Origin of the sequence: Legionella bononiensis, assembly GCF_016786215.1 — a bacterium.
GTDB lineage: Bacteria > Pseudomonadota > Gammaproteobacteria > Legionellales > Legionellaceae > Legionella > Legionella bononiensis.
The window spans coordinates 495,057-508,989 of record NZ_JADOBG010000022.1; the positions used below are offsets into that span (position 1 = coordinate 495,057).

Genomic DNA, 13,933 nt, shown 5'->3' on the forward strand with positions numbered 1-13,933 from the left:
TTATTAGAACCTTCAATTTTATCATACTCTCAATTTCAATGAAAAATAATCAAATAAAGAACACAAATAAACACATAATTTTTATATAGTGTCTAAAAATTACTTAATCTTACTTGCTCTTCAACAATTGAGTGTTATATTATAACACTTCTTTGAGGGTGATGAAATGCAATTAAAGTAATCAAGCACAACAAAACCTTCTTTAGCATCTCTCTAATCATTTAAGTAGAGGAAACCAATGTATTATTATAATTATCGATTCCATCTTTCAGATGATACTCAACTTCTCGAACCGGCAAAAATAGAACGGATTTTGTATGAAGCGAACGAATTAGGGATAGTGCGTGTTGCAATCGATACCACTAGTGCTAACAGAAGCATTAGTTTGTTGTGTACATCCAAAGACCAAAAAACCATTCAAAACCAGGTGACACAACTTTTATTGGCCGAAGAAATCTCCTTAAGTGAACGTGTCGAGTTAGAAGCAGTTTGGAACGAAAACGAAATAAAGCATAAAGATCACGCGCATGAATCCAAACCAACACATTCCAGTCATCCCAAAAAACACAAAAAAAATACGAAACAGCCTCACTCCCATGATCACCACCACGGCCATCACCATGGCCATAGCCATGATCATGACCATCATGAAAATCATTGGCTAAAAGCGACGTTAGGGTTAATTTGGGGAATAGGCTTACTGGTCATCTCGATTGCGAGTTTTAACATTCCGATGATGGCCTATTACGTCATAACCGGGCTTACTACGTTGATGACATTTTATTTAGGACGCTCTGTTTATGAATCAGCCTGGCATACCTTACAGAGTTTAAAATGGGATACCACAACTTTATACGCAATAAGTACTTTGACCATAGTCGGTGTATCTATAGCCAGTATGTTTGTCCCCGGGTTACCGATGATGTTTGAAGCGGCACCTTTAGTTTTAGGCTTTTGGCATTTAGGCGAAGGAATAGAGCATACCTTGATAGGTAAAATTAATAAAAAACTGGATGTTCGCGATTGCGTACCTCCATTAGTTCTTTTAAAGGGTAACCCGGATAAGGACATTTCAGTCAAACAATTAATTCCAAACGATATGATTGTAGTGAAAAAAGGAGAGGTGATTCCTGTCGATGGTGTTGTAACAGAAGAAACGCTACTTTACACAACTCGGGTCGACGGATCCCCCCACCTCAGGATGTTTAAACCTGGTGATGTCGTAAAATCGGGTATGCGCCTGGCTGACCATATACCTTCATTGGAACTGCGTGTTACAAAAACATATCAAAACTCTTATCTCTCATTAATCGCAAAAAATATTAATAAAGCGAATCATGAAAAAGCACCAGTCGAGCTGTTTGCCGATCAAGTCTTATACTACTTTATTCCCGGCTTACTCGGCGTAGCGCTGGTATCGGGTATCGTCATCGGTTCATTATTTACTCCCGCGCTTGCTATCCAATGCGTCATCTCTGTTCTTGTGAGCGCCTGTCCATGTGCTTTGAGTTTGATTACCCCCATGGCAGTTAAAATCGGGATGAAAAAAGCGTCTGAACAAGGGATTCATTTTAATAATGGGAAGGCATTACAGGCCGCCTCAGATATAGACACCGTAGTTTTTGATCTGAACGGAACCCTTACTGAAGGCAAAATTGCAGTAGAGTCCATGCGTATTTCAGATGAGAACTATTTGAGCCATGTCGCATTATTAGAAGATCAATCCGATCATCCAGCCGCCAAAATTATCAAGTCTTATATACAGAATAAAGGCATTATTCCAAGTGAATCTTTAGAAATCACGTCGATTGATAAAAGCCATCACTCAGGCATAAAAGGCATAATTAATGGTGAAACATTCATCATTGGTAATAAGGACATGCTGGTTGCTAATGAAATTACACAGTTCGATGAACCTTATGATAATCCGGACAACGGCTCTGTTTATATTGTGCGAGGAACAACAGTAATAGGACAAATTGCCTTAACCGATCCTTTGCGTCCGGATGCTGTTGCCACGGTGAATCAATTAAAACGTCTTGGCAAGACAGTACATATTTGTACTGGAGCTGATAGAGCATCGGCAGAACAATATGCCGCTTTATTAGGTATTCCAAAAGCGAATATTAGCGCGAATACAGTAGGGGCTATCACAAAACCCGGTGAGCAATCAAAAACAAGTTATATTCAACAATTACAAGCCAAAGGCCACAAAGTCGCCATGGTAGGTGATGCCGCTAATGATATAACGGCTATCGCCTATTCTGATATTGGTATTGCGGTTAAATCGAGTATCGGTGATACCGTCACCGAACAACATGCCGGTATAGTAGTTCAACAAGGTTTGTTATTCCCTATTGCTACGGCCTTTGATGTGGCTAAAAAAACAAAAGATAATATTTTCCAGAACTTATTCGTGAGCCTGGCTTATAATTCAGGGATTACTCTAGTAGCAGCCGGATTATTTGTTGCCATAGGTTTTGCACTGAATCCAGTCTTGGGCGTTGCCTTGATGGTTCTTGAATCCACAATTGTTTTAGCCAATTTGTATCGTTTTAAACAACAGGACATTGTGTCTGCAGCATCCAATAATAAACATAACGCAACTGATGTAGAAACCCCTGACCATACAACTGCAAAAGTGATGAAGCGTTTGGGTTATCGTTCGCAACCTGAAGAGCACTTAGCCAATCAGCAGGAATCCAATCTTAGATATTCTAAAGCGGGTACCTTATTTGCGCAGGAAACGAATCGATCTGCTTATGCATCTGGTGAGAACGCACACGAAATAGCACCTCAAATGGCCGGCTCACATTAACTATGTTCTGGTGAGGATATTCTAAATCAGGCTTAGAACAATAAATGAATTTAATTATTAATTAACAATAGGTTATAATCATTTTTAGTAACTTCTCCCTAAGCCTGGGAACAATACTTGATTGACGTCCTGCGGACAAGCCGCGGGACGTCGGGAGCTTGATTTTTCCTGGACTTATTGAGGCGTTATTGCTTGTACTATAAAAATATCAGGCCGTCTCTTACTGAATTTGTTGCACCCCCAGAAAAGAAGGCATCACTTATTTAAGCTTAAACGGGTTAACAGTGACATCACTCCCCCCAACCCATAAGCACTCAAAATGGAGAATATACAGTGGATGTATTAATAAAACACTTAAAAAGGGCATGTTGTTTCGCGATACTTCCTCTGTTATGTATTGCAACACAGATTGAAGCCAGCAGCAATCCGCTGGCGACTCAAGAACAACGGGATCTTGATGCCAAGGCAATTAATATTTTTAAAAATCATGCATTTCATTTATTGCGCTATAAAGCCAAACTAACCTATACAGTAGCTTATGGATTATTTGTAAGCGACGAAGCCAAGCCATTAATGGATGGCATGATCGATGAACTGGTTTTCAGTTCCATTCAAAAAGCGGTTAATAGTGACCCCTACTACCCCAAAGTGTATTGGGTCGACACCGGACCACGTCATTGGTTCGGAGAATCAATACCCGGAGGCCGTTATTCTTATGATAATCCGGATGTTATCTATCGTACCATTCCTATCAAGGACAAGATCCATTATGTCCTACATGGAATACGCGATAGTAATGGTTTAGCTGATGCAACGTTTTCATTGATCAGTAACCCCAATTCACAGAAAACGGTTGCCGTCTTGACGGGCAATGATTTAGTCATCAATGCTGATGGCACCTATGATATCACGATTGATAGCCAACCAGCTAATGGACGAGTAAACCATATTCAATCCACCAGCAGTGCAGTGATGCTTTTTGTACGAAATACTCTCGGTGATTGGCAAACCAATAAACCCGATGAATTAAGTGTAGAAGTACTTGATGACGTTTCCGATCATAAACCACGTAGCGATACTCGTATCTATATGGAAACATTAAAAAATCTTGCTGAATCTACCTTTTTTTATGGTACCGGTGCTTTAGGTATTAAAACAAAAATCAATAAAGTGAATACGTTTAAACAGCCCAGCCAATCAGATGATTTAGGAACTCTGGTAACTCAGGCAAGCTCTTTTGGGCATTTTAAACTGGAGGATGATGAAGCATTAATTGTCACTATTAATTCAGGTGGCGCCCAATATTTTGTTGTTCCGGCAACGAATCCCTGGACTATTACCGTAGATCCAGGCAAGTATTTATGCAGCTTCAACAATACCCAAGCTCTAGCTGATGCCGATGGGCAATACCGATTTGTCATCTCTCGTACAGATCCAGGTGTGTATCATTGGATAAGTACGTCGGGTCTTCATGAAGGCACCATGATGCTGCGTTGGCAAAATCTGCCTGTATCAGCACCAACCACTGGCAAGGCGTCCGTGCAGACAGAATTAGTCAAATTAAGCGACTTGCCTTCTAAACTCCCACAAGAAACACGATGGGTCAGTACCAATGAGCGAGCGACACAACTCGCTGATCGCTTAAACGCTTATTTATTACGATCTGCTATTGATCTTGATTAAAAGAGCATAGCATCACCGTAGCTATCCATAACAGGCATGGGCAATGAAAACCCATGACCTGAGGATGGCAATGATTAATAATGATCTGGAGCTGTCCAAAAACTTATCGCATTGATAAAACTTGCAATTTAATCGTCCCTCAAATACTCTTTGATACAAATAATAATACAAGGAGTGATTATGCCAGGAAATACAATATCAACAGATGATGCCGGAAAAACAGGAACATTACTTAGTCTGGGTAACATGATTTTAGCACCACTTTACTGGGCTGATACTCGGCTGGGGCTCTCTGCATCAATTCTTGCCACTGCCGCATTTCTCTATGGAGCTCATGAGGTAGGTAAAAATCGAAGACCTCTGGAAAATGCAACCAACCGCGCTAATAGTTTTTTTGGCGCTAAAACGGGAGATAAGAGCACTGAGGTGGAAAATGCTCTTGCAAATATTGCGGTAGGTGGAGCGGCGATGTTTGACGAAATATTCCCGGAAAATAAAGTAAAGCCTAAATAATCGCCCCTAAGCCAATCATAACGCAATTACGCCGATTGTTTGGGTCATAAAGAGCCATTCCCGAATAAAAGGGAGTGGCAGCATCAGAAATGAATCAAATTCTCAGTATTAGCCGTTTTATTATTTAAAAAATATAATCCCTATTGGAATAAAGAGTTCGTCGCGTCATAAACAATAAGACAGGCTTGGATAAACAATTAATCACCTATTTTCAAGATATTACACACCACATTCAACGTCATTAATAATCACTTAATATTCATTTGTTATAATTTTGAGCTTAGTAAACAAAATCAGGGCTTCCTCTCTGTTCTCACTTGATTTATTTGGGATATATTATGCAAAAATGTTATATACAGTATGCAATCACTTCCAAAAATATTCTTATAATTTGTTGTTACCATAATCAAATTTCTGCAGTCACAGCGTTTGTAGATCTTAAGAAAAAATATCATGATACGAATACTTTGCCCCCACTTAAATTATCTGAAGATATTCCTTCTGTAGAACATCAGGTGGGTGAAGTCGTTATTGAGCAATTAAAAAAAATTCTGTCCTATGTAACAACCCAACAAACCGAGATCACAAGTGTGTATTATGCTGGTGATGTCAATCTGGGATTTGGGGGTACATCCAGATTCCCCTTATTCCTTATGAATGACACAATACCTCAATTGTTTAAAAGTCATCAATTAATAAATGAGGCACCAATCCATCTATTATTGGAATCTGCTAATGAGGACATTGTTAAAGAAGCCGCAGCCATTTATTTAGAACAGTACGCCGCTTCTCACGAATCATCGTATCCAAACTCACCTGTTATCTTCCAACAGAAAAAAGGTTCTTCACTTGTACATAGCTCGTCATCTCAATTAAAAAAAATGGACGTCTTACCAAATGATTCAATACAGAACGACTTGGGTCCTACAAAACAGATGACTCAAGTAGTGCCTCAGGCGTTCTTTACTCAACTGGTTGCAGTAAATTCACCGGAAATAATTATTCGTAAGGACAGCGGTGTTAATGATCTTCGCATAAACTAGGGGTCCTGACGTATTTCATTTTATTAGGGTTCCATAGCTTTGCGGGAACATGAACGCTCATTGTCTTGTTTTGCCTGCATGATTTACATTAAATTTAAAAAATTGTTAAGCTAAGTCTTTAATTTCCTAAATCAACAATTGCGATTCAATGGGCCGCTTCTGCCAAAGATGTTGAAATGGAGAATAAAAGGGTCAGGGAAGGATTAAAATTAAATCCAGATACCTTGTTAGTACTTACTCAAATGGGGAAGAGCAATTTAGCCGTTCCTGAACACACGGAGTACTTTAGAGTACTTGTCTGGTCAAAGGGCAAAGGAAATCCAGATTGTCTTACAAACTGGGTCGATTTGATACCGAATAAAACCTATACATTAATAAAAGATCTTCTGGTTCCTGTAGCCCTCATGTCAGGCACAGGATGTTAAAACAGCATTCAGAATGCAGAGTCCACTCCCAAAAACAGCTGAATTTTCTTACCAATCCTATTTGATCTGCATCTGCTCACCTTTATCTTCATCCCGTTTTATTGCGTCTCGCTCTGCTCCTATTTCGCTTTTCCAGTTATTTGCAAATGCTTTAGAAGCTTCCGTTTTAAGGGCAGATTTATTGGTATCATAAGCTTCAACTAAATCGGCTTTGTCATTATCATATGTAGCCTTAATACTAGTTACTGGTGATTGAAATCCAGCCGCAATTTTTCCCGCCAAATCGATTGATGCCTTAGGATCATTCCCATCTTGATTCGCGGGTTGAATGATTACTTTGGGTTGATCTCCAAATAACAATTTAGAAAAGAAACCTGGGTTATATACCTGAACAGTAACTGACGCTTTCGCATTATCATCCTTTAAGGTTATTGTACCTTCATAACCGGTCAAAATATTTAGCCATGATTTTGGCTTATCCACAGTAGCCTTAATTTCCGCACTTATTCCTGGAAATACATCTTGAGCCTTTGTATTGGATTGAAGCAATGAATTCAATTTATTAAAAGTAGGATCATTATCAAGAAGATTTGAATTAAACTCATATCCTGGGCTAGTCTTTATGAAATTGAACTTAAAGGGTTGTGCTTTAATATCCTCATATATTTGTTTTAAAAAAGCCATGTCATAATCTTTTTTATCTGTACTATCTTGTTCAACATTACAACCCTTTAGCATATTTGCAAACTGCTCGAAAGTCATTTTGTCTTTTGGGAGTACACTGGGATTATGCAAACTAGTTTGAAGCATCATGACTGCAAACGCAAAAACATAAGCCGCTGTCGTATCGGCAAAAACACCAGGATTTGCATTACAATAAGACTTACCAAAACTTTCAAGTAACCTATCAATTTGCTGGGCTTCCGCTGGCAATTTAAATGCAGTTAAAAAAGTTCTTAAACTCGTAGTAAAATCCTGCTCTTTAAAATCAAAACTAAGAGTAAACGCGTTTAATACAGCCTGATTCTCAGCTTCTATACCACTCAGATAAACACCAACAGCCCCTAAATCCAGATTTTGTTTTTGTTTTATAAATAACTCGGCAATTTCTTCTTCAACCTGAACATGTTCCTCACCCGCTAATAAATCCTTTATTTTTTGGATACCCTTTTTAGGCTTGTCGTTAAAGGCTTCAACAATTTCTCTCTGTGCAGCTTCTATTTTCGGATGCATACCATTCTCCTTACGGATTCATTAATCATAGGTTTGCTTCAATTACAGACAATAAATGAGAAATAAACCAACAATATAATTATATTATGGTCCAATTGGGAGAAAATGGTTAATTTCGTATGAAATTAACTTATACTGTGCATACGATTGACTAGGACCGTAGGGCTAACTAATTTCAATGTGCTCTCGCAAGTTCTTTATAATGTTCTTCATTAAAACCCAATGCGATTGTTTTGTCATTTTGTACCAGAACAGGTCTCTTGATTAGTGATGGATTTGCGATAATAAAATCAATTTTTTCCGACATACTTAAAGCCTCGTACTGCTCTTTATATTTTCGGTACGTCATTCCCTTTTTATTGATGGGAAGCTCTCCTGCATAATCACCCCATGCTTTTATTTGTTCTTTGGTCGGCGGGGATTTTTTGAAATCAATAAATTCGTAATCAATTTTATTGTGTTCCAGGAATTTGCGGGCTTTCTTTACCGTATCACAATGGGGTATTGCAAACATTAAAATCATTTTGATCCAGAGTTTTGCTGTTCATTGCTCTATCTTATCCACATGCTTTTGCATTGCAAAGTGTTTTTACTGCCTACAGTTCTGTCAAAAAAAGAATTAAAGCATAAAAGAACCACAACATACGCATTGCAAACAGATTACAACCGCATTAAGGCAACTTACTCTTATAGTATTTTGTTGTTACACTTATCCTGAGTCACCCAATATAAGTACACCATCAAATGAACAATGGACGTTATAATGAAGCGCCAACCTGCCTTTAAAATACGTAACCTTACTAAAACCTACCAAATGGGTGAGGTACAAATCCACGCATTGCAGCAAGTTAATCTGGATTTATATCAAGGTGAATTGGTCGTGCTCTTGGGTCCTTCGGGTAGCGGTAAATCAACACTGCTTAATATAATCGGCGGCCTGGATGTTCCAACGTCTGGAGAGGTAATCTATAAAGATCATATAATCACGGCTTCAAGTGAACATGAACTGACTCGCTACCGGCGTGAGCATATTGGGTTTGTCTTTCAATTTTATAATTTAATATCCAATTTAACTGCATTAGAAAACATCTCAATCGTTACCGAAATTGCGGAACATCCGATGAATCCCCTTGAAGCAATCAAATTATTGGGACTTGAGCATCGAATATCACACTTCCCTTCACAACTATCGGGAGGAGAACAACAGCGTGTTGCTATTGCCCGCGCCATAGCCAAACAACCTGATGTACTCCTGTGCGATGAACCCACTGGCGCTCTGGATTGCGAAACGGGTAAAATCGTACTGGAAACCCTTGAGATAGCCAATAAAAAGCTCAACACTACCGTGGTCATCATTACCCATAATTTAGTGATTGGTGAAATGGCAGATCGGATAATTCATATCGCGGATGGTCGAATCGCCCAGATCGTTGAAAACAAAAACAAACGAAAAGCCGCTGATTTATCATGGTAATGAGCTTAAATAAGAAATTATTTCGTGATTTATTCAAACTTAAAGGCCAGGTCATCACTATTGCTCTGGTTGTCTGTAGTGGGATTAGTGTTCTGATTTCATCATTCAGTACCTATCAATCCTTGTCTCAGGCTCAACAGACGTTTTACTCCGATTATCATTTTGCAGAGGTGTTCGCGACTTTAAAACGAGCACCTGATGCCATGCAAAAAAGGATAGGAGAAATTCCAGGCGTATCTCAAGTCGAGACGCGCATAGTTGAAGACGTCACTCTGGATTTGCCTTGGTTACAAGAACCGGCTATTGGACGTTTTATATCCATCCCCGATTCAAGGCCATCTCATTTGAATCAGTTATTTTTGCGTAAAGGACGTTTGCTTGAGGCTGGCAAAGCAAATGAAGTCTTGGTTAATGAAGGATTCGCCGAAGCAAACTCTATAAAGCCAGGGGATCAGATTTATGCCCTGTTAAATGGTCATCGGCAACTCCTGCGTATAGCAGGCATCGTTTTATCTCCAGAATACGTCTATGCAATTCGTGGTGAAGATCTCCTCCCTGATAATAAACACTTTGGGGTATTCTGGATGAATCATAAAGCATTAAGTGCTGCGTTTGGAATGCAGGAAGGATTTAATGATATCAGTTTAACTCTGGCGCCCAACGCCTCAGAACAATTAGTTCGCAACAAGCTGGAACAATTATTCCAGGATTACGGTCTATCGATTACCTATCCCAGGAAAGAACAAGTCTCAGATCGATTCGTTACGAATGAAATTAAGCAACAAAAGATAATCGCCTCCGTTATTCCACCTATTTTCCTGATTGTCGCTTCTTTTTTATTAAATTTTGTTACTGGACGGCTGGTTCAAAACCAACGAGAACAAATTGCTCTATTAAAAGCACTAGGTTATACCAATGCGTCAATTATCTTCTATTATTCAAAACTCGTGTTGGTTATCGTTTTTTTGGGAGCCATCCTGGGGATAGGCCTTGGTGCCTGGTTTGGTAAATTAATGACTCAGCTCTATGCTGAATACTTCCGATTTCCCATGTTCATTTATTCATTTTCCGAACAAGCCGCAATCATAGGGGTTTTGGTCAGTTTATTTTCTGCTGGATCCGGAGCCTTAAGATCAATACATCAAGTAGTGAATCTGGCTCCAGCGGTAGCAATGCGTCCACCAGCGCCCCCCATCTATAGAACACTACGCCTGGAACGTATTGGTTTATTATCTCGTTGTTCGGCAAGCGCGAAAATGTTTTATCGCCATACCTTCAGACATTTATTTCGGACTGTTATCACTTCCGTAGGAATTGCTTTAGCAATGGCCATAGTTATATTAGGCCTCTTTTGGCAGGACGCAATCCAATATTTAATAAAGACACAATTTTTAATGTCACAAAAACAAGATGCAACCGTATCGTTTACTCAACAAGTACAAGATAACGTACTCATTGAACTAAAACATGTCAAAGGGATACTCAATACTGAAGGCTACCGTATTTCCCCTGCGCTATTAAGCAGTCAAAATTACTCCGAACAAACGGCATTATTTGGCATTCCATCTGACGCCAAATTAAAGGTAATCCTCGATGAATATGAAAACCCAATCTCTATACCTGAAAACGCGCTGGTGCTAAGTAAAGGCTTGGCTGAGCGATTGCATGTAACTCAGGGAGACTGGATTCAGATCAATATGCTTGAAGGGAACAGGGCAAAAACCAGGCTTGAAGTTCAAGGCATAGTTAATGATTATGTAGGAATGTTCGCTTATACGAATATTCGTTTAATTAATCGAATACTGAATGAAGATCACCTGATAAATCGTGCCGGTATTTCCATTGATCATCACTACATTAATCAATTGTATAAACAAATCAAACAGATCCCTAAAGTAAGTTCGATAACGTTTAACAATTCAATTGTTCAAACATTCAAAGAAACCTTTGCAAAACACATACTGGTTTTTACTTCGATATTAACCGGGTTTGCACTCGTTATTGCGATAGCTGTTGTTTATAACAATGCCATCATTATTCTTGCTGAACGTTCTTGGGAGTTGTCCACGTTAAGAGTATTAGGGTTCACTGAGCGCGAGGTGTCTCAAATTCTTTTTTACACTATTATTTTTGAAGTGCTATTAGCGATTCCATTGGGTATTCTCTTTGGATATTGGATATCATGGTCTATATTAGAGTTAATGCAGACTGACTGGTTTAAGATCCCGTTTATAATTGAACCAAAAACCTATGCCATATCCATAATTGTAGTAGTGATTTCAAGTATCATCAGTATGTTTATTATTAGAAAACGAATACAACAACTCAATTTAACAGCCGTATTAAAAGTAGGTGATTAGTGCCAGTACTTAATCCAAACATTAAAAAATACATTGGGCTGTCTCTTATTTTAGCCTTATGTTTCAGTATTATTTTTTGGTTATTCCTGCCTTCACCGATCAAGGTGCAACTGGCGGTAGTTCACTATGGTCCTTATTCAGAATACATAGAAGATGATGCAAAAACCCGAGCGATTAATATATACACCGTCACCGCCCCAGTGATGGGAAAATTACTCAGGATTAACTACCTTGAAGGAGATACTGTACACCAGAATGACATACTGGCAACCCTTCTACCGGCCTTACCATCATTACTTGATGTTCGTGCCAAAGATCAACTGGAGCAAGAATTAGGCGCGGCAGAAGCCCGATACGAAGAAGCCAAAGCCATGTTAGAACAAGCCAAAGCCGCATTAGATACTGCCCTTTCGGATTTTAATAGAAAAAAAGCGTTAGTAGAGAAAGGATATGTCAGTCCAAGTGACATAGAACATACTGAATTAGAGTACAAACTGAAACAGAAAATCGTTCATGCTGCAGAACGAAAAGTGCATAGTGCCGAACACGATATTGAAAAAATTAAAGCCTCTTTAACCGCCACTGAATCGAATCAAAACTACTCTAAAGAAAAAATTAACCTCCTCGCTCCAATCTCTGGAACGATATTACGTATTAACCAAAAAAGTGAAAGTACCCTCAATGTAGGTACCAATATAATGGAACTGGCTGACGTGACTCAATTGGAGATTGTAGCGGATGTCCTGAGCACTGACGCGGCTCAAATCCCCAATAAAGCAAAAGTATTAATTAAACGATGGGGTGGACCTGTAGATTTAAAAGGTACCGTGCGCACCATTGAGCCCAGTGGCTATACTAAAATTTCAGCTCTGGGCGTTGAAGAGCAACGGGTAAATGTCATTATCGATATTACTTCTCCTCATGAACAATGGAATAATCTTGGAGATGAGTTTCGAGTTGATGTCGATATTTTTACATATGAATCAGAAAAAGAATTACTGGTCCCAATGAGTGCCTTATTTCGAGACGCTGAACATTGGGCAGTATTTGTCGCTGAACATGGCAAGGCTATCAGGCGCATCATAGAAATAAAACGTCATAATGCTGATACTGCAATTGTGGCAAACGGACTCAAGGAAGGAGAAAAAGTAGTCCTTTATCCTGGAAATTTAATCAGTAACGGGGTACGAATAAAAGAATAGATCATGGATTAGATTATAATGACCCCGTGTTTTTTAGAGCGTATTCTTCAGGTGTTTCTGACAATTCCGTGTTTTCTGGAATGATATCGAGCTTACTAACATCATTCGCTCTTTTTGTAAAAATTGATGAGCTTAACAAAGGGCTCTTGGACGTATTATTATCTAGAAATGTTATAGAATCCCGAAACTCTTCTAATGCGGGTAGTCTGAACGAGGTACTCGACTCGACCATGGCTTTGAATTTTTCATCATCAAGAGAGTCATAAAATCCACCTAGCTCCTTCCATAATTTCTTCGTAACAGGCTCTTTAATCGATTCCCAAATTGGCAGAATATTGTCTTGAAGTTTAATCATTAATTCCATTAAATGCAGATATTCTGCTTCTGATTTTAACGGAAGCATTTTTTGCAGATAGTTCATAGAAACACCGGAAAGAATCTTGTTTTTTCTAGATTCAAGAGCCCGCTCTAATGCATATTCAAGATTAATAAACTCGTCAAGCTCAGGTTCATAAATAAAAACCTGCCCTTTTTCCAACTCATAATACCATCCATGAATTGTCAACTCTTTACGCGCCATTTTCTCGTCGATCAGTGGATAAGTTTTTAAATGTTTCATTTGATGCACAATATTCTTTTTAGTAGCAATCTCAAGTTCTCGAGCCGGATCAGTCAATTCATTTGTTCGCGCTGCCTTCATTTCTTCTAACACAGCGTGAGAGTGACCAAGCCAAGATGCTACGCCAGGCAATTGGTCTTCAATATGTGGCGTTAATAATCCTTTCATTGCACCGCAATTTGAATGACCACAAATGATAATGTCTTTTATATCTAATACATTTAATGCGTATTCCAGAGCAGCAGCTTCGCTAAAACTTGATGGATAAGGCGGAATAATGTTACCTATATTACGTATGCTGAATAAATCACCTGGATCTGCTTGAGTAATAAGACTTGGAACAATTCTTGAGTCAGAGCACGTTATAAATAGTGTTTCCGGATTCTGTTTAACACTTAATTGTTCAAATAAATCTTTCATCCCCTGAAAAGGTTTTTTCTTAAATTCAAGTAATCCGAGCATCAATTTAATTAACATCGTTTTCCTTATATTTTCTTTACATAATTCATAAATTTAAGACAAATTAGCATAGTATTAAATAATCGTAAAGCAATGTTTCAGTA

At 38.7% G+C, this 13,933-nt stretch carries 11 protein-coding genes; 8 read left to right on the forward strand and 3 right to left on the reverse strand.

Annotation, left to right across the window (positions count from 1 at the left end; translation table 11 throughout):
• The first annotated feature begins 238 nt into the window (after positions 1 to 238).
• From IZU94_RS15655 to IZU94_RS15675, 5 genes are all read left to right on the forward strand, one after another.
• Positions 239 to 2,818, forward strand: a complete 2,580-nt coding sequence (locus IZU94_RS15655) for a heavy metal translocating P-type ATPase (RefSeq protein ID WP_203112760.1) — start codon at positions 239 to 241, stop codon at positions 2,816 to 2,818.
• Between the two features lie 333 nt (positions 2,819 to 3,151).
• The gene (locus IZU94_RS15660) at positions 3,152 to 4,501 is read left to right on the forward strand and encodes a hypothetical protein (protein WP_203112763.1); all 1,350 of its coding nucleotides are present in this window, start codon (positions 3,152 to 3,154) and stop codon (positions 4,499 to 4,501) included.
• Between the two features lie 180 nt (positions 4,502 to 4,681).
• The gene (locus IZU94_RS15665) at positions 4,682 to 5,014 is read left to right on the forward strand and encodes a hypothetical protein (protein WP_203112766.1); all 333 of its coding nucleotides are present in this window, start codon (positions 4,682 to 4,684) and stop codon (positions 5,012 to 5,014) included.
• Positions 5,015 to 5,352: 338 nt separating this feature from the next.
• Positions 5,353 to 6,057, forward strand: a complete 705-nt coding sequence (locus tag IZU94_RS15670) for a hypothetical protein (RefSeq protein WP_203112769.1) — start codon at positions 5,353 to 5,355, stop codon at positions 6,055 to 6,057.
• Positions 6,058 to 6,233: 176 nt separating this feature from the next.
• Entirely contained in the window at positions 6,234 to 6,482 is a 249-nt protein-coding gene (locus IZU94_RS15675; RefSeq protein ID WP_203112772.1) for a hypothetical protein, read from the forward strand.
• Positions 6,483 to 6,539: 57 nt separating this feature from the next.
• Here the strand turns inward: IZU94_RS15675 and ralF are convergent, their stop codons facing one another.
• On the reverse strand, positions 6,540 to 7,715 hold the full coding sequence (ralF, locus tag IZU94_RS15680; protein ID WP_203112775.1) for a T4SS guanine nucleotide exchange effector RalF: 1,176 nt from the start codon (positions 7,713 to 7,715) through the stop codon (positions 6,540 to 6,542).
• A gap of 175 nt (positions 7,716 to 7,890) precedes the next feature.
• On the reverse strand, positions 7,891 to 8,238 hold the full coding sequence (locus tag IZU94_RS15685; protein ID WP_203112778.1) for an arsenate reductase family protein: 348 nt from the start codon (positions 8,236 to 8,238) through the stop codon (positions 7,891 to 7,893).
• Positions 8,239 to 8,478: 240 nt separating this feature from the next.
• Between IZU94_RS15685 and IZU94_RS15690 the strand changes: the two genes are divergently transcribed.
• From IZU94_RS15690 to IZU94_RS15700, 3 genes are read left to right on the forward strand one after another with little or no spacing between them, the layout of a single operon-like run.
• Positions 8,479 to 9,189 (forward strand): ABC transporter ATP-binding protein, encoded by a 711-nt coding sequence (locus IZU94_RS15690; RefSeq protein WP_203112781.1) that lies wholly within the window; start codon positions 8,479 to 8,481, stop codon positions 9,187 to 9,189.
• Positions 9,189 to 11,549, forward strand: coding sequence for an ABC transporter permease (locus tag IZU94_RS15695; protein WP_238400718.1), 2,361 nt, complete (start codon positions 9,189 to 9,191; stop codon positions 11,547 to 11,549). The genes IZU94_RS15690 and IZU94_RS15695 overlap by 1 nt, the downstream gene beginning before the upstream one ends.
• A complete protein-coding gene (locus IZU94_RS15700; RefSeq protein ID WP_203112787.1) occupies positions 11,549 to 12,751 on the forward strand; it encodes an efflux RND transporter periplasmic adaptor subunit in 1,203 nt (400 codons plus the stop codon). The genes IZU94_RS15695 and IZU94_RS15700 overlap by 1 nt, the downstream gene beginning before the upstream one ends.
• Before the next feature lie 13 nt (positions 12,752 to 12,764).
• Here IZU94_RS15700 and IZU94_RS15705 read toward each other — a convergent pair whose 3' ends face one another.
• Positions 12,765 to 13,847 (reverse strand): carbonic anhydrase, encoded by a 1,083-nt coding sequence (locus IZU94_RS15705; RefSeq protein ID WP_203112790.1) that lies wholly within the window; start codon positions 13,845 to 13,847, stop codon positions 12,765 to 12,767.
• Between the last annotated feature and the right edge of the window lie 86 nt (positions 13,848 to 13,933).